The following is a 15271-nucleotide window of genomic DNA, read 5'->3' as shown; positions in this document are numbered from 1 at the left end:
GCACGGTACCGCAGGTGTTCGGGCTCAGGCCAGGGCTGGCAGGGGAGCGCTGCTGGGGCCGAGAAACAGCCGGTAGGCGGGGTTGTCGCTTTCATCCCAGTGCTGGTAGCCCAGGCCATTGAGGAAGGCCTGCCACTGCGACCGTTCGCCGCGGGGCACTTGCACCCCCACCACGATCCGCCCCACGTCGGCGCCGTGGTTGCGGTAGTGAAAGATGCTGATGTTCCAGTTGGCGTGCAAGGCGTTGACGAACGCCATCAGGGCCCCGGGTTTTTCGGGAAACTCGAAGCGGTAGAGCAACTCCTCCCCCTGCTCCAGGGCGGGGCCGGCGCTGGCGGGCAGGCGTCCGCCCACCATGTGGCGTAGGTGCAGCTTGGCCAATTCGTTGTTGGAGAGGTCGAGGCAGGGGAATCCGGCGGCCTGCACGTCGTGGATCAGTTGCTGCTCGTCGTCGCTGCCGCTGGTCTGCACCCCCACGAAGATGTGGGCGACGCGGGGATCGGCCAGCCGGTAGCTGAATTCGGTGAGGCTGCGCTGGCCCAGCACCCCACAGAAGCGCCGCAGGCTGCCGGTTTGCTCGGGGATCTCCACCGCCAGCATCGCCTCGCGGTCTTCGCCGATTTCGGTGCGTTCGGCCACGAAGCGCAGCCGATCGAAGTTCATGTTGGCGCCGCAGGCCACCGCCACCAGCGTCTGACCATGCAGGCCCTGCTGCAGCACATCCCGCTTCATGCCCGCCACCGCCAGGGCGCCGGCCGGCTCCAGGATCGAGCGGGTGTCCTCGAACACGTCCTTGATGGCGGCGCAGATGGCGTCGGTGTCGACGGTCACCATGCGATCCACCGTCTGGCGGGCCAGATCGAAGGTCAGCTTTCCCACCTGGCGCACGGCCACCCCATCGGCAAACAGACCCACCTGGTCGAGCTGCACCCGCTCGCCGGCGGCCAGCGAGCGGGTCATGGCATCGGCATCCACTGGCTCGGCGCCCACGATCTGCACCTGGGGCCACAGGGTTTTGACGTAGGCGCCGATGCCGGCGATCAGGCCGCCACCGCCCACCGCCACGTAAATCACATCCGGTGGCGCGGAGCACTGGCGCAGGATCTCCAGCCCGATCGTGCCCTGCCCGGCGATCACATCCGGATCGTCGAAGGGGTGGATGAAGGTGAGCCCCCGCTCTGCGGCCAGTCGGGTGGCTTCGGTGCAGGCTGCGTCGTAGTTGTCGCCGTGCAGCACCACTTCGGCGCCGCGGGCGGCCACCGCTTTGACCTTCATCTCCGGTGTGGTCACCGGCATCACAATCACCGCCCTGCAGCCCAGCTTCTGGGCCCCCAGCGCCACCCCCTGGGCGTGGTTGCCGGCGCTGGCGGCGATCACGCCGCGCTCCAGCATCGCCGGCGAGAGGCCCGCCATCTTGTTGTAGGCCCCCCGCAGCTTGAAGCTGAACACGGGCTGCAGGTCTTCGCGCTTCAGCAGCACCCGGTTGTGCAGGCGCGCCGAGAGATTGGGTGCGGGATCGAGCGGCGACTCGATCGCCACGTCGTACACCCGCGCCCGCAGGATTCGCTGGAGATAGCTGTGGGGAGCCTCGCTCATGGCACCAGTGTCGCAATCCGCACCGCTGGGCGGGATCCAAGGCCTAGATTGCACTCCACCTCCAGGGTTGTGCATGCATCTCAGCGAGCTGAATCACCCGAATCAGCTGCACGGCCTGAGCACGGCTGAGCTTGAAGCCATTGGCCGCCAGGTCCGGGAGCGCCACCTGGAGGTGGTCAGCACCAGCGGTGGTCACCTGGGGCCAGGGTTGGGGGTGGTGGAGCTCACCCTGGCCCTGTATCAAACCCTCGATCTCGATCACGACAAGGTGGTGTGGGATGTGGGCCACCAGGCCTACCCCCACAAGTTGTTGACGGGCCGCTACAAGAATTTCGACAGCCTGCGCCAAAAGGGCGGCGTGGCGGGCTATCTGAAGCGCTGTGAAAGTCGCTTCGACCACTTCGGTGCCGGCCACGCCAGCACCTCGATTTCAGCCGCCCTGGGCATGGCCCTGGCACGGGATCGCCGCGGCGAAGACTTCAAATGCGTCGCCGTGATCGGCGATGGTGCCCTCACCGGCGGCATGGCCCTCGAGGCCATCAACCATGCCGGCCACCTGCCCAAAACCAAGCTGCTGGTGGTGCTGAACGACAACGACATGTCGATCAGTCCACCGGTGGGAGCCCTCTCCACCTACCTCAACCGCATGCGGCTGAGCCCGCCGCTGCAGTTTCTGCAGGGCAACGCCGAGGAGGCGATCAAGCACCTGCCCTTCCTGCACGGCGAGCTCCCCACCGAGCTCAAGACGCTCAAGGAGAGCATGAAGCGCCTGGCGGTGCCCAAGGTGGGTGCCGTGTTTGAGGAGCTGGGCTTCACCTACATCGGCCCGATCGATGGCCACGACATTGCCGGGATGGTGCGCACCTTCGAGCAGGCGCATCGCACCGAGGGTCCCGTGCTGGTGCACGTGGCCACCACCAAGGGCAAGGGTTATGCCTACGCCGAGGCCGACCAGGTGGGCTACCACGCCCAGAGCGCCTTTGATCTGGCCACCGGCAAGGCCTATCCCTCCAGCAAGCCGAAACCGCCGAGCTACAGCAAGGTGTTCGGCCAAACGCTGGTGAAGCTCTGCGAACAGGACCCCACCGTGGTGGGCATCACCGCCGCCATGGCCACGGGCACCGGTCTGGATCTGCTGGAGAAGGCCCTGCCCGATCAATATTTTGATGTGGGCATCGCCGAGCAGCATGCCGTCACCATGGCTGCGGGCATGGCCTGCGAGGGCCTCAAGCCGGTGGTGGCGATTTACAGCACCTTCCTGCAACGCGCCTTCGACCAACTCATCCACGACGTGGGCATCCAGAAGCTGCCGGTCACCTTCGTGCTGGACCGGGCCGGGATCGTGGGTGCCGACGGCCCCACCCACCAGGGCCAGTACGACATCAGCTACTTCCGTGCCATCCCCAACTTCACCGTGATGGCTCCCAAGGATGAGGCTGAGTTGCAGCGCATGCTCGTGACCTCAATTCATCACAGCGGCCCCTGCGCTTTGCGCATCCCCCGCGGCGAAGGCGAGGGCGTGCCTCTTGCGGAAGAGGGCTTTGAACCCCTGGAGATCGGCCGCGGTGAGCTGCTCACCGATGGCGACGACCTGCTGATCGTGGCCTACGGCGCCATGGTGGCCCCGGCGATGGCCACCGCTGGGTTGCTGCAGGAGAAGGGCATCCGCGCTGCGGTGATCAACGCCCGCTTCCTGCGGCCCCTCGATGAGGCGCTGATCCTGCCGATGGCCCAGCGCATTGGCAAGGTGGTGACCATCGAAGAGGGCGCCCTGGCGGGTGGCTTCGGTGCCGCGGTGGTGGAAACCCTCGTCGATCACGACGTGCTTGTGCCCGTGCTGCGCATTGGCATTCCCGATCTGCTCGTCGACCACGCCAGCCCCGACCAGAGCAAGCAGAGCCTCGGCCTCACCCCTCCCCAGATGGCCGACCGCATCCTGGAGCGCTTCGGCTCTCCCCGCCCCACCAATCTGGCGGCCGCCGGTCAGCCCGTTGCCGTCTGAGCCTCAGCGAGCGTTCCACCACGGCTGAGCCCGACCGCTGCGAGGTGCTGGTGGTGGGTGCCGGCCCGGCGGGAGCTGAGCTGGCCCGGTTGCTGGCCCTGGCGGGGGTGGATGTGTTGCTGGTGGATCGCTTGGCCGACCTCCGCCAGGCGGCCTTCAGCAGCGCGGCCCTGCCCTTGGCGGCGGTGGAGCGCTACGGCTTGCCGTCTGCGGTGGTGGCGGCCCGCTGGAGCGGCTGGCAATTGGTGGGCCCCGGAGCGCAGGGGCGTCAGTGGAGTTCCGATCAGCCGCTGGGGGCCGTGCTGGATTTCGGCGCCCTGCGCCAATGGCTGGCGGATCAGGCCCAGGGCTGGGGCGCCCGGCTGCAGCTCGGGGTCACGGCGCTGGGCTGGCAGCCCGATGGGGAGGGGGCCTGCACCTGGGTGCGGGATGGCCGTGGTGGCCGCCGCGCCATCCGCAGCCGTTGGCTGGTGGATGCCAGTGGTGAGAGCCGCGCCCTGATTGGCGAGCCCAGCAGCTGCCCGGGCGATCCGCTGGTGGCGGGGCTGGGTGTGGAGTGGTTGCTGCAGGTGAGTTCCGATGCCTACGCCGCCTGGGCGGATCGGCTCAGTTTTTTCCTGGGTAGCGACTGGGTGCAGCAGGGGTATGGCTGGGTGTTTCCGATGGGCCCCGGCCAGCTCAAGGTGGGGGTGTGCCGCTTGCACGATGCCCAACGGCCCCAACCGCCGCTTGGGCAGGAGTTGCAGGAGTTGCTGCAGCGCAGCGGCCTGGCGGGAGCGGTGGTGCTCGACCGCCATGGCGGCCGCATCCGCAGCACGCTGCGGCGCCGGGAAGCGCACCGCCAGGGGCCGCTGATCGGCCTGGGCGACGCTGTGAGCACCGCCAACTTGCTTGGCGGTGAAGGGATCCGCCACGCCCTGGCCAGTGCCCGGGTATTGGCACCGCTGCTGCTGCAGGTGTGGGGCGATGGTGGCGGCCAGCGCGGTGATACAGCCACGCCGCTCGATCGCTATCCGCTGCTGCTGCGGCGGGAGCTGGGTTGGCGCTGGAGCCTGAGCGGACGGTTGGCCCGGCGCACCTGGCTGGGCCTGGCCGATCAGCAAGCGGACCAACGCCTGGAGAGACTGCTGGCGGGATTGCAGACCAAACGGGCGGAGGATCTCTCCGCCCTGCTGTTCGACTACCGCTTTGAGCGCTACGGGCTCAAAGCCTTGCCCTATCTGCTGGGCTGGCGTTGAACGCCAGACTTCAAACCGGGCTGCCGATTCAAACCACGCCGCGGGAGGCCAGGCCGAGGATGGCGCCCATGCCGAGGAGGTGACCCAGGCTCAGGGTGCCGAGCATGGCGCCATGGCCGAAGCCGCCAAACAGGCTGGGGCTGGGCAGCTGCAGGCCCACGTTGGGGTGCTTGATCGTGGCCTTGCCGATGGCAATGGCGATCACATTGCAGACGATCATCACCAGCGCCACCTTGGGCGACCAGGTGATCGTGGCGGGGGCCAGGGCCAGAAGCGGAGTGATCATGGAGCAAGTGCCGACGCCCCATCTTCCGGGCACCGTTGGCCTTGCATCCCCCTGCTTAAGACTTGTTCATTCCCCTCTCTTCTGGGGCCGTGTGGTGACCGCGGCGCCCACACCGCTAAAGCCGAGCACCACCAGCAGGTTGGAAACGGTGAGCAGGGATTCGGCGCCCCCGTGGAGAGGATCCACGTTGGCGAGCAGGGCGCCATAGCGCAGCTGGGCGATCACGGCGGCACCGATGGTGACCGCCACAAACACCAGGGTGAACTGGAAGCCGCGCAGGGCCAGCTTTGGGAAGCCTTCGATCCGCCCCGCCCACCACAGAAAGGCCAAATAAGGCAGCAGCGACAGCACAAACAGCGGCGTGGGATCGATCCCGGCCAGCCAGCTGAGCGGGCCGCTCATGGCGCTGCCTGCCGCTGTTGACGCAGCAGGTTCCAGGCGGCCAGGGCCAGGGTGCCGTTGCCGAGGGTGGTGAGCCCGGCCTGCAGCACCACCAGGCCTTGCAGCTCGGGGCTGTTGTCGAACAGGTGCCATGTGCAGGCGGCCATGGCACTCACCAGGGCCGGCAGCATGCCCAGGCTCAGCCAGCGCCACCCCTCTTCCCGGCGGGCAACGCCCAGCCGTTGGATCGCCACCATCGCCACCACCCACTCGAGCACCGAGGTGACATGGATCCACCAGGTGGGCAGGGACAGGGCGTGCATGGGGTCAGTGGATGGCGATGAGCTGTGATTCGGAGCGTGACAGTTCGAGGATCTGCCGGCGGAGCAGCTCAACCAGTTGGGCAACAGCCGGCTCATCCCGGTGTTCGTGCAACACCACCAGGCTTTCCACGTAGTGAGACGGTACGGCCACCTTGACGCGGACGACGTCAATTTTGTCGGCCAGGGCTTTGAGCATGAGGCTGTTGGCGAAATAAACAGGATCCGTGTCGGGGTGTCGCGTGCCTCTGCGGGTGCGAGCAGGCCGGAAATGGTGGTCATAGAAGCCGCGGATGAACTGCTTCTGGGGGCGAGGGTTGAAGGGGAAGGTGTCGATGTGGCAATGGGTGCCGATCTCAGCCCTGCTGGGCTGGGTGATTCGGCTCACCCGTGCTGAAGGGCGCGTGACCAGATGGATCGGAGAGTGGAACAGGTCAAAGCAGGCAAATCGGGTGTCATCGCTGGCCGGCCGTTCTGGCAGGGTGGCCAGGCAGGCGTCAACCACCCGTTGCTCGAGCAGGTCCAGGCAGTGGTGGGCGGAGCCCAAGGAGCTGAAGGGGTTGCTGATCCAGTGGGGAGGCAGGTTGTTGAACAGGGCATCGGAGCTCCAGTAAGGAGCCTGCAGGCGCAGGGCTTGCCGTCCCAGAAACCGGCCGCGTTGGTGCAGCTGCCGCTCTAGGCGGAGCAGCAGTGGGTCGCCCGTCGCTTGCCAGGCTTCTGAGACGCGGCGCAGTTTGAGGTTGAAGGTGGCCAGGGTCTGCTGCACCCGACGCGACACGGTTCTCTGGTTGCAATGAGCGAGCTCACTGGCATGGGTGCCATTCCCAAGCCAGATCAGCAGATCGAGGGCCTCAAGGGCTTCCTGCGTCACCATTGTGGTCTGTTAGCACCACTCAAGTGCTAGCGACGATTCCCTGTCGACGCCATGCAGCCAGCTGTGACAGGCCGGGCTGAGGGCTTCCCGGCTGACCCGGTCGTAGGCCTCGAGCTGTTCCGGACGCAGGACGCCCCGCCAGCGGCCGTTGCTGCCGCGGTAGAGGAATGTGGTGGCGCCGCCTTTCCAGAGACGTCCCCCGCAGGGCACGTAGCGATCGCTGTGGAGTCGCATGGCATCAAAGGCAACCGCGGCCGCCACAGTTTCGAGCCGCGGAGCATCGATCTCCATGCCGAGAAAGCTGGCAATCCTGGCGATCTGGGCCGGCAGATCGGCCTTGAGGTCGCTGTAGTGCAGCAGCAGCATGTTGGCTTGATGGTGGTGATCCCACCACGACTGCACGTTGTGAAAGAACGACCAGAAAGGCCAGCCATCCTTCTCCCAGTCCAGCCAACCGTTGTGCAACCAGCGATCAAAGAAGGTCTGCACGTCTGCCGGGGGAAGGGGGAAGGTCTCGCCCCGTTCGTTGGGCACCTGGTTGACCAGGGCATGGGCCTGATCGCTCCAGTTCAGGTAGTGATTCCAGAGCGACATCGCCACATCCCTTCCATCGCGGGCGATGTAGAGAAAACGCCGCCGGGGATCCCATGGCAGGGCGTCGAGGGTAGGTGGCTTTTGATGAAACGGCGGTGGCGTTGCTGCTCCAGCGTCAGCACCAAAGCGTCGAGATCGTGGTAATTGGCTTCCAGCCAGGGCGAGAGGTCGGCCAGAGGGGCCGCCAGTTCACCGTCAAACACCAGGTGGGCCACGATGGCTTGCAACCAGGTGGTGCCGCTCTTGTAGGGGCTGGCGATGACGATGTCGTCATCGCGGAGCGCGACATGATCCCAGCGACGGCTGTCGAAGTGGTGGTTGTGAATGCGGCGGGTGCGCTGCGGATCTCCGCTTCCAGGGCTGATGGCCATCAATCTGCATCGATGCAGCGATCTGCACCAATCTGTTTTGGTGCCATGCTGATTGGGCGGTGAGGCCCGGCTCGTGCGCGAGACCAGACAGAAGACTGACCCGGCTCCGATGGGCCTGGTGCGCAAGACCCTGGCGCCTCGCAGGGTTTTGCTGTGCGGTTACTACGGGGAGCACAACCTCGGCGATGACGCCCTGCTGGAGGTGCTGATAAGCCAACTGCCTGCGGGATGCCAGGCGGTGGTGACAGCCCATGACGCTGCTTTGGTGCAGGAGCGCTTTGGAGTGGAGACGGTGCCGCGCCGCAGCCTGCCGCTGGTGCTTAAGGCGCTGCGGCGCTGCGATGCCCTGGTGCTCGGCGGCGGCAGCCTGTTGCAGGATTCCACCAGTTTCCGCAGCCTGCTCTACTACGGCGCTCTGATTGCGGCGGCCCGGCTGGAAGGCAAGCCGGTGCTGCTCTGGGGCCAGGGTTTGGGTCCGCTACGGCGCCGTCGCAGCCGGTTGCTGGTGGGCCGCCTGTTGCGCTTGGCCACGGCGGTGAGCTGGCGGGATCCGGAATCGGCGGCTCTGGCCAAGCGCCTCGGGCGCGAGGGCCCGGTGGGCAGTGATCCGGTGTGGGCCCTGCCGGCCCAGCCCTGGCGCGGGCGTGGTGGCCCCTTGGTGCTCTGTTTTCGGCCAACCGGTCAGCTGCAGGGAGCAACCTGGCGCCCCTATCTCGAGGCCCTGGAGCAACTGGCCCGCGAGCACGACCGCGAGGTGATCTGGTTGCCCTTCCACGCCACGCAGGACCGGGGCCTGTTGGAGCACTTGCGCCAGGAGCAGCTGCTGCCAGCAGGCCTGGCGGCCCGCAGCCGGGAGGTGCTGGCGGAGCGGCCCAGCGAAGCAATGGCGATGGGCAGTGGTGCCGGACTGGTGGTGGCGATGCGCCTGCATGGCCTGATCCTGGCGGCCCTCTCCGGAGCGCCCTGCGCCGCCCTCAGCTACGACCCGAAAGTGGCCGCCGCCGCCTCTGCCCTGGGCTGCCCCTGCCACAGCCTGGATGCGGCAGCAGCGCCGGCCGAGCTGGTGGCCGCCTGGACGACCGTGCTCGACAGCCCGCCGCCCAGCGCCCGGCTAGCGGAGCTCCGCCAGCAGACGGCGGTGCATCGCCAACTGCTGGAGAGCCTGGACACCTGCAGCGGCTCTTGCTAGCAGGGGGCATGAGCGTTTCCGCTGGCACCGTCCTGCCGGTGCGTCAGTACTACGTGCAAACCGACAGTGCCGTGCCGGGCCAGGCCCATCGCATGTGCTTTTCCAGCACCTGCGCCATGGCCATCAAATACCTGCGCCCTGGGGCATTGCTGGGGATCAATGCCGATGACACCATCTCGCCGACGGCCTATGGCGAACTCGACAACCCAGGTGGCGGGTACGTGCAGGTAGGCCGGGGAGGCCACGGCGTGCGTTACAGCTGGCGGCACTGGCTGCCGCGCTGGGAGGTGGAAGGCCCCGGCTCGGGATGGTTCATGACCTATCGGCTGGCCTGACCTAGCGGCTGATCTGAAGCTCCTGCAGGGTGGCCAGCACTTCGGCGCTGTGGCCGCTTGGACGCACGGCCACCCAGGTGGATCGCAACACACCAACGGGATCGATCAGGAAGGTGTGGCGTTGCGAAAACGGTACGATCCAGCTGCCGTAGGCGCGGCTGACGCTGCCCGCTGGATCGGAGAGCAGCGGAAAAGCAAGCCCTTCACTGCTGCAGAAGTCGGCGTGGGATTCGGCGTCATCGGCGCTCACCCCCACCACAGCGGCGTTTGCGGCTTCAAAGGCAGCCAGATCCTTCTGAAAGCCGCGTGCCTCCAGGGTGCAACCGCCGGTGAAATCACGCGGATAGAAATACAGCACCAGCCAGCGTCCTCGGAAATCAGCAAGCTGCAACTGGGTTTCGACGGCCTCACCATCGGCCGCGGGAGCGATGCCCGGCAGGGCGAAATCCGGAGCGGGCTGATTCAGGGCCGGAAGCGTGCCTCCCAAAGCAAAAGCCTGCCGACCGAAGGCCAGCAGGCTTGTTGCCCCGAGAGTGGCAGGCACCAGGGCGGCCAGGCTGCGCAGAACTGCCCGGCGTTGCATGGTGCCCTCAGATCTTGGCCAGGTTGACGCCGAGCTCTTTGGCATAGGCGCCCAGGCCCTTCTTTTGAATGGTTTTCAGGGCGCGGGTGGAGACGCGCAACTTGACAAAGCGGTTGCCTTCGGCCCACCACAGGCGCCGCTCCTGCAGGTTCACCTGTTGCAGCTTCTTGGTGCGCACGTGGGAGTGCGAGACGGCCATGCCGTTGTTGGCGCGCTTGCCGGTGAGCTGGCAGACCCGGGACATGACCGATTTCCGAAACGACGTGCAGGGCACAATGCCCAAGCCACCACTGTATCAACTGGTCTGCAGGGGGGTGTCGGCCCCGGCAAGGGATGGCGCCTGGGCCTGGGCTTGCGTCGGCTTTTGCTCACAACGCCTCCCCAGGTCGCGGATTTGATTGATCGATTCGAATAACACCTCTATTTTTGAACCAGTTGTTGAGCTGCGGTGTTCATCACCGTTTCCGGCCAAAAGGGTGGGGTCGCCAAAACCTGCACCAGCATCCACCTCGCCAGTGTCTGGGCGGAGCTCGGCCGCTCGGTGTGCGTGGTGGATGCCGACCGCAACCGCTCGGCCCTGGCCTATCGCATCCGCGGCGAATTGCCCTTCCAGGTGGTGCCGGTGGAGGCCGCCGCCAAGGCCAGCCGCTTTGCCGATGTGGTGATCACCGATGGCCAGGCGAGCAGCGATGAGGAGGAGCTGCGTCACCTGGCCGACGGTTCCGACCTCGTGCTGCTGCCCACTGCCCCCAAGGCCCGTGCCGTTGAGCTCACCGTAGAGCTGGCCCAGCTGTTGCAGCGCGTGCAGGTGCCCCATGCCGTGCTGTTGGTAAAGGTGGATCTGCGCCAGCAGCGGGCGGCCCACGAAGCCCGCAAAGCCCTCGAAACCTTTGGGCTGCAGGTGCTCAGGGCCGAAATCCCCCTGCTGGCAGCCTTCGATAAGGCCGAAACCCAGGGATTGCCCGTGTTTGCCGCCATCGACGACCGCGGCCGGGCTGACCCTCGCCGCATGGCCGGTTGGTCGGCCTATCAGTCCGTTGCCCAGGAAATTGAATGCCTGATTTCGAAGCCCTCATCCGTCGCCAGCAGGACCATCAGTCCACTGCCGCTGAGCGCCTGAGCCTCGTTCAGCCCACCTCGGTAAGCCAGGCGGTGGGAGCACCGATCGCCTGGTTGGCCTTTGCTGGTGGGCTGCTGGGTTCCTTGCTCGGCACCGTTGGCTTTCAGATCGCCTTGGCCCAGGGCTGGTTGCGGTTTTAGAGCCCCCGCGCCATCAGTTGCCCCATCAGGGTGGCGCTGCGCTGTTGGAAGCCGGCCAGTTCGTTGGGCTCCAGGCCGCCCACCGCCAGGCGGGCCAGCTCGTAGACATGGCGGCTGAGGTCGTCGGCGAGCTGCTGGCTGGGGGAGTTGCCGCCGGCACCGGTGATCACCGAACCGGCCGAGAGCTTGAGCAGGCCCTCCACCAGGGGGTGCTTGCGGTTCACCAGCAGCACGTGGTGATCGGGCAGGCCCGGCAGGCGCTGCTCCATCAGGGCGCCCATGTCGTTGATGCGGCGCATCTGCTCCGGCAGCAGGATCAGGGCGGCGGGGGCGTTGTCGCCCTTGAGGGCCTGCACCTGGATGGTGATCTTGTCGTTGGCCAGGGCGCCTTTGAACAGCTCCCGCACCTTTTCACTGGAGTCCTTGCCCTCGGCATCGCTCAGCTCGCTCTCCTTCTCCTGCAGGGAGTCGTCGAGTTCGCTGTCCACCCGCTGGAACTTCAGCTCCTCGTGGCGGTATTCCAGCCAGGGGATGAACTGGGTATCAATGAAGGTGTCGGCCAGCAGCACCTCGGCGCCCTGGCTCTTCCACAGGGCCAGCGCTCCGGCCTGGCCGGCCTCATCGGTGCAATAGAGGATCCGCTTGTCATTGTCGGCGGCCAGGCGTGAGCGGTAGCCAGCGAGGGTGGTGTAAGCCTTGCCACCCTCGCCGGGGATGGGATCGGGGCTGTCGCCTTCACCCGCAGCAGCTGTCGAGCCAAACAGCACCAGGTCGGCCACCTGTTCGGCGAATTTGTCGTCCTCCATGGCGCCGATCTTGATGAACGGAGCCAGCGACTCCCAGATCTCGGCGTAGCGCTTCGGATCGTCGCGATGCAGCTCCTTGAGCCGGTCGCCCACTTTCTTGGCCACGAAGCCACCGATCGAGCGCACCCGCCGGTCGGTCTGCAGGGCTGAACGGCTTACGTTCAGGGGGATGTCGGGCGAATCGATCACGCCGCGCAGGGGCAGCAGGTAGCGGGGCACCACCTCCTTGATCGAGTCGCTTACAAAAACGTTGTTGCAGTAAAGCTTGATCTCACCCTTCTCCCAGTCGGCCCGGCCAGTGGATTTGGGGAAATAGAGGATCCCCTGCAGGTTGTAGGGGTAGTCGGTGTTGAGGTGCACCCACAGCAGCGGGTCGCCCTGGAAGGGGTAGAGGTAGCGGTAGAGCTCGATGTAGTCGTTGTCGCTCAAGTCGCGCGGGCTCTTGCGCCAGGGGGATTCGCGCTTGTTGACGGTTTCGCCCTCCAGCTGCACCTCCACCGGCAGGAAGTCGCAGTAGGTGGTTATTAATGTGCGGATGCGGGCTGGCTCGATGTACTCGAGCTCCTCCTCCATCAGGTGCAGGACAACATCGGTGCCCGGCTCGCTGCGCTCAGCCGCCTCCAGCGAGAAGTTGGGCGAGCCGTCGCAGCTCCAGCGCACCGCCTCAGCCCCCTCGCGGGCCGAGAGGCTCACCAGCTCCACCTGCTTGGCCACCATGAAGCTGGAGTAGAAGCCCAGGCCGAAGTGGCCGATGATCGCGTCGTTCTCCTGCTTGTACTTCTCGAGGAAGTCTTCGGCGCTGGAGAACGCCACCTGGTTGATGTAGCGCTTCACCTCGTCGGCGCCCATGCCGATGCCGTTGTCGGAAATGGTGAGCGTTTTGGCTTCGCGGTCGATGCGGATGGAGATCTTGCCTTCGGGGCCTTCGCTGCAGTCGCCGGCCATGGCGGCCATGCGGCGCTTGCTGATGGCATCGACGCCATTGCTCACCAGCTCCCGCAGGAACACCTCATGGCCGCTGTAGACGGCCTTTTTGATGATCGGAAAGATGTTCTCGGTATGGATCTGAATCTGGCCCTGTTCCGCCTGCAGCACCACAGTTTTCAAAATCACGCTGGGCCCACATTCCCCCGGGGTGGGGCCGCCCGCCAAGGGGGCGCCATGGGCAGGAAACCGTCCAAGGCCTCTGCCGGTGGGGGCTCCATAGGATCAGTTGCAGTCTCCTGATCCCCAGCCGATGGCCAGCCAGTGGCAGAACTTCCTGGCCAATCTGGGGGCTTGGCAGGGCTCCTTCACCGGCATCAGCCCCACGGGCACGGAGCTCAAGACCACCCTTTCGCTGCTCAGCCTCGAAGCCGGCGAGCAGAACGCAGAGGGTGCGATCTCGATGGTGCGCTTCCGCCTGCAGCGCTTTGAAGGGGGCGACCGCGGCGCTCCGCCCAGCAGCGACCTGAGCCAGGAGTACCGCAGCCTCGGCCGCCAGGTGGTGTTTTTTGACACCGGCACGTTCTGCAAGGGGTCGCTGCAGCTGGCACCGGGCACGGTGTTCGGCGGGGAGTTTGGCTTTGTGCATGGCGATCGTCGCCACCGGTTGGTGCTGCTCTACACCGAAGCCGGCGATGCCGACCAGCTGGTGCTGATCCGGGAATACCGCGTCGGCTCGGGCGCCCAGGAGTGTCCGCCGCTGACGCCGGAGCAGTTGCAGGGTTCGTGGCAGGGCAGCCGGGCCACCATTGCCGCCGACTGGCCCGAGCCCGATCGATCGGAGGCCCGGGTGAGCTTCTCGGCTGCCGAGATGGCTGAGTTGCAGTGGCTCGCCGATGGCGGCTATTGCCGCTGGCCCCAGCAGGTGAGCCACCGGGAAGCCTTCAGCGTGGAGGCCGGTTGGCTCACCGCTCCCGATCGGCTCGAGCGCCTGATCCGCTGCTACGACGGCAGCGGCGCCTGGGTCTCAGCCACTCACGAGGTGTTGGAGCGTTAGGGGCGGTGCTTCAGCCGGCCTGCTGCAGCTCGGGCTTTTCCTCCGGCAGGATCGCCCCGGCCACCGGGCACACCTGCAGGCAGATGCCGCAGTCGATGCAGGTGTCGAAGTCGATCCAGTAGAAGGCCGTGCCCTTGGTGTTGGCGCCCTGGCCTGGATGGATGCAGGCCACGGGGCAGGCATCGACGCAATCGGCGACGCCCTCACAGACGTTGGTGACGATTGTGTGGGCCATGGCTCGCGCGGGTGCTGGCCGGATCCTAGGGAGCGATCCAGAGGGTGCGGCTGCAGCCTCGGGCCTCGCCGATGGCCTGGGCTTCGGCCTGGCTGGCGGTGGCACCGCTGAGCAGTTCCGCACAGGTGCCGGCCTGGTGCAGGGCTTCGAGGTGATCGAGGGCCGGGGCCAGATCCTCCGGCCGGCCGTAGGCCACCAGCACCGGCGAAGAGGCGTCCAGCGTTGGTGCCACCAGCTCGCGCACCGCCTCGATGTCAAAGCCGAAGCCCACGCCTGCGGCCTGGGCAGGGTCTTGGCAGAACCGCCCCACCAGGGCGTCGTAGCGGCCACCGCTGGCGATCTCCACTGGCGCTTCCTGGCCCTGGCACACCAGCTTCAGCACCAGGCCGTCGTAGAGGGCGAAGTGGGGCTGGAAGCTGGGATCGAGCTGCAGCGCCACCCCCAGCCGCTCGGCAGCCGGGGCCACCGCGGCCAGGGTGGCGCCCAGCTCGGCCAGCAGCGGCACGGGGCCCAGCCATTGCTCGAATTGATACAGCACCCGGGCCGGCTCGCCCCGCAGGCGCATCAAGGTGGCTAGCCGCTGGCGATCGGACTCCGGCAGGGGCAGCTGGGCCAGTGCCAGGGGATCGAAGTTGGTGAGGGCGCGGCGGGCAGCGCTGCGCTGTCCGTCGGGGAGCTGGCTCAGTAGGACGCTGAGCACGCCGTGGTGCCCCACCAGCAGTCGGGGTTGATGGCGTTCCTCCAGGCCCAGTCGTCCGGCGGCCGCGAGCAGCAGTCGCATCAGTTCCACGTCGGCGGCGGCGGAGCGCACTCCCAGCAGCTCGACACCGCTCTGGAGCTGTTCAAGGATCCGCTGGCCGCCGCCATCGCCGGTGGAGCTGCGGAAGGTGCTGCCCATCGCCCACAGGCGCAGGGGGCGGGGCCGCTCCGCCAGGCGGGTGCTCGCGGCTCGGGCGATCGAGGCGGTCAGCTCGGGGCGCAAGCCCAGAGGTTCATCGGTGGCCAACCGCACCAGCTCACGGCCATCGATGCCACCACCGGCCTCGAGGGTGTCCAGCCGTTCAAAACTCGGCGGCGCCACCTCCTGGTAGCCCCAGAGCCGGTAGACCGCAGCCAGTTGCTCGGCGATGCGGCGGTTGCCTTCCACCTCGCGGGGATTGAGATCCCGGGCGCCGGCGGCGGGTTGCAGGGCCATTGCGGCGTCGAGCTGGCGAAAGGGA

The 15271-nt window shown here is 66.9% G+C and carries 16 protein-coding genes and 1 pseudogene; 6 read left to right on the top strand and 11 right to left on the bottom strand.

Translation table 11 applies throughout. The features are described from left to right. Nucleotides 1-24 precede the first annotated feature (24 nt). Nucleotides 25-1596, bottom strand: coding sequence for a threonine ammonia-lyase, biosynthetic (gene ilvA / locus KBY65_RS00355; protein WP_255000038.1), 1572 nt, complete (start codon nucleotides 1594-1596; stop codon nucleotides 25-27). 73 nt (nucleotides 1597-1669) lie between these two features. On the opposite strand from ilvA, the gene dxs reads away from it, so the two are divergent. Together dxs and KBY65_RS00345 are read left to right on the top strand one after the other, a co-directional pair. Then, nucleotides 1670-3598 (top strand): 1-deoxy-D-xylulose-5-phosphate synthase, encoded by a 1929-nt coding sequence (dxs, locus tag KBY65_RS00350; RefSeq protein ID WP_255000037.1) that lies wholly within the window; start codon nucleotides 1670-1672, stop codon nucleotides 3596-3598. 44 nt (nucleotides 3599-3642) lie between these two features. Beyond that, nucleotides 3643-4836 (top strand): NAD(P)/FAD-dependent oxidoreductase, encoded by a 1194-nt coding sequence (locus tag KBY65_RS00345; protein WP_254987153.1) that lies wholly within the window; start codon nucleotides 3643-3645, stop codon nucleotides 4834-4836. 28 nt (nucleotides 4837-4864) lie between these two features. Here KBY65_RS00345 and psaK read toward each other — a convergent pair whose 3' ends face one another. The 5 genes and pseudogenes from psaK to KBY65_RS00320 all read right to left on the bottom strand — a co-directional run bounded on the left by psaK (nucleotide 4865) and on the right by KBY65_RS00320 (nucleotide 7662). Beyond that, nucleotides 4865-5122, bottom strand: coding sequence for a photosystem I reaction center subunit PsaK (gene psaK / locus KBY65_RS00340; RefSeq protein ID WP_255000036.1), 258 nt, complete (start codon nucleotides 5120-5122; stop codon nucleotides 4865-4867). 66 nt (nucleotides 5123-5188) lie between these two features. After that, nucleotides 5189-5524 carry a DUF3593 domain-containing protein gene (locus KBY65_RS00335; RefSeq protein WP_094560289.1) on the bottom strand — a complete coding sequence of 112 codons (336 nt, stop codon included), beginning with the start codon at nucleotides 5522-5524 and terminating at the stop codon, nucleotides 5189-5191. Further along, nucleotides 5521-5826, bottom strand: a complete 306-nt coding sequence (locus KBY65_RS00330; protein ID WP_094560290.1) for a DUF2499 domain-containing protein — start codon at nucleotides 5824-5826, stop codon at nucleotides 5521-5523. The genes KBY65_RS00335 and KBY65_RS00330 overlap by 4 nt, the downstream gene beginning before the upstream one ends. Nucleotides 5827-5830: 4 nt before the next feature. Then, the gene (locus tag KBY65_RS00325; protein ID WP_255000035.1) at nucleotides 5831-6694 is read right to left on the bottom strand and encodes a hypothetical protein; all 864 of its coding nucleotides are present in this window, start codon (nucleotides 6692-6694) and stop codon (nucleotides 5831-5833) included. A 12-nt stretch (nucleotides 6695-6706) separates the two neighbouring features. Next, a pseudogene (locus KBY65_RS00320) lies at nucleotides 6707-7662 on the bottom strand (sulfotransferase domain-containing protein). A 73-nt stretch (nucleotides 7663-7735) separates the two neighbouring features. On the opposite strand from KBY65_RS00320, the gene csaB reads away from it, so the two are divergent. Next, a complete protein-coding gene (gene csaB, locus KBY65_RS00315) occupies nucleotides 7736-8851 on the top strand; it encodes a polysaccharide pyruvyl transferase CsaB (protein ID WP_315860002.1) in 1116 nt (371 codons plus the stop codon). Between the two features lie 8 nt (nucleotides 8852-8859). Further along, complete coding sequence (locus KBY65_RS00310; protein WP_255000034.1) at nucleotides 8860-9186, top strand: hypothetical protein; 327 nt, start codon at nucleotides 8860-8862, stop codon at nucleotides 9184-9186. Between the two features lies 1 nt (nucleotide 9187). Here the strand turns inward: KBY65_RS00310 and KBY65_RS00305 are convergent, their stop codons facing one another. Together KBY65_RS00305 and rpmB are read right to left on the bottom strand one after the other, a co-directional pair. Beyond that, nucleotides 9188-9769: a peroxiredoxin gene (locus KBY65_RS00305; protein ID WP_255000032.1), complete on the bottom strand. Its 582-nt coding sequence runs from the start codon at nucleotides 9767-9769 to the stop codon at nucleotides 9188-9190. A gap of 7 nt (nucleotides 9770-9776) precedes the next feature. Beyond that, nucleotides 9777-10013 (bottom strand): 50S ribosomal protein L28, encoded by a 237-nt coding sequence (gene rpmB, locus KBY65_RS00300; protein ID WP_015108262.1) that lies wholly within the window; start codon nucleotides 10011-10013, stop codon nucleotides 9777-9779. Nucleotides 10014-10217: 204 nt separating this feature from the next. On the opposite strand from rpmB, the gene KBY65_RS00295 reads away from it, so the two are divergent. Continuing rightward, the gene (locus KBY65_RS00295; RefSeq protein WP_094560297.1) at nucleotides 10218-10889 is read left to right on the top strand and encodes a ParA family protein; all 672 of its coding nucleotides are present in this window, start codon (nucleotides 10218-10220) and stop codon (nucleotides 10887-10889) included. Between the two features lie 136 nt (nucleotides 10890-11025). Here KBY65_RS00295 and htpG read toward each other — a convergent pair whose 3' ends face one another. Continuing rightward, complete coding sequence (htpG, locus tag KBY65_RS00290) at nucleotides 11026-12933, bottom strand: molecular chaperone HtpG (RefSeq protein WP_255000314.1); 1908 nt, start codon at nucleotides 12931-12933, stop codon at nucleotides 11026-11028. 139 nt (nucleotides 12934-13072) lie between these two features. Here htpG and KBY65_RS00285 point away from each other — a divergent pair, with 139 nt between their 5' ends. Beyond that, complete coding sequence (locus tag KBY65_RS00285) at nucleotides 13073-13816, top strand: DUF3598 family protein (RefSeq protein ID WP_255000030.1); 744 nt, start codon at nucleotides 13073-13075, stop codon at nucleotides 13814-13816. A 10-nt stretch (nucleotides 13817-13826) separates the two neighbouring features. Here KBY65_RS00285 and KBY65_RS00280 read toward each other — a convergent pair whose 3' ends face one another. Beyond that, nucleotides 13827-14051: an indolepyruvate ferredoxin oxidoreductase subunit alpha gene (locus tag KBY65_RS00280; RefSeq protein WP_094560299.1), complete on the bottom strand. Its 225-nt coding sequence runs from the start codon at nucleotides 14049-14051 to the stop codon at nucleotides 13827-13829. A 25-nt stretch (nucleotides 14052-14076) separates the two neighbouring features. After that, nucleotides 14077-15246: an ATP phosphoribosyltransferase regulatory subunit gene (locus KBY65_RS00275; RefSeq protein WP_255000028.1), complete on the bottom strand. Its 1170-nt coding sequence runs from the start codon at nucleotides 15244-15246 to the stop codon at nucleotides 14077-14079. Between the last annotated feature and the right edge of the window lie 25 nt (nucleotides 15247-15271).

Origin of the sequence: Cyanobium sp. Alchichica 3B3-8F6 (genome assembly GCF_024346435.1) — a bacterium.
Lineage (GTDB): Bacteria > Cyanobacteriota > Cyanobacteriia > PCC-6307 > Cyanobiaceae > Cyanobium_A.
This window is presented reverse-complemented; position numbering and strand designations above follow the sequence as displayed.

Coding starts and splice junctions, on each gene's coding strand:
- ilvA (WP_255000038.1), bottom strand. CDS start 1,596: ATGAGCGAGGCTCCCCACAGCTATCTCCAGCGAATCCTGCGGGCGCGG.
- dxs (WP_255000037.1), top strand. CDS start 1,670: ATGCATCTCAGCGAGCTGAATCACCCGAATCAGCTGCACGGCCTGAGC.
- psaK (WP_255000036.1), bottom strand. CDS start 5,122: ATGATCACTCCGCTTCTGGCCCTGGCCCCCGCCACGATCACCTGGTCG.
- KBY65_RS00335 (WP_094560289.1), bottom strand. CDS start 5,524: ATGAGCGGCCCGCTCAGCTGGCTGGCCGGGATCGATCCCACGCCGCTG.
- KBY65_RS00330 (WP_094560290.1), bottom strand. CDS start 5,826: ATGCACGCCCTGTCCCTGCCCACCTGGTGGATCCATGTCACCTCGGTG.
- KBY65_RS00310 (WP_255000034.1), top strand. CDS start 8,860: ATGAGCGTTTCCGCTGGCACCGTCCTGCCGGTGCGTCAGTACTACGTG.
- KBY65_RS00305 (WP_255000032.1), bottom strand. CDS start 9,769: ATGCAACGCCGGGCAGTTCTGCGCAGCCTGGCCGCCCTGGTGCCTGCC.
- rpmB (WP_015108262.1), bottom strand. CDS start 10,013: ATGTCCCGGGTCTGCCAGCTCACCGGCAAGCGCGCCAACAACGGCATG.
- KBY65_RS00285 (WP_255000030.1), top strand. CDS start 13,073: ATGGCCAGCCAGTGGCAGAACTTCCTGGCCAATCTGGGGGCTTGGCAG.
- KBY65_RS00280 (WP_094560299.1), bottom strand. CDS start 14,051: ATGGCCCACACAATCGTCACCAACGTCTGTGAGGGCGTCGCCGATTGC.
- KBY65_RS00275 (WP_255000028.1), bottom strand. CDS start 15,246: ATGGCCCTGCAACCCGCCGCCGGCGCCCGGGATCTCAATCCCCGCGAG.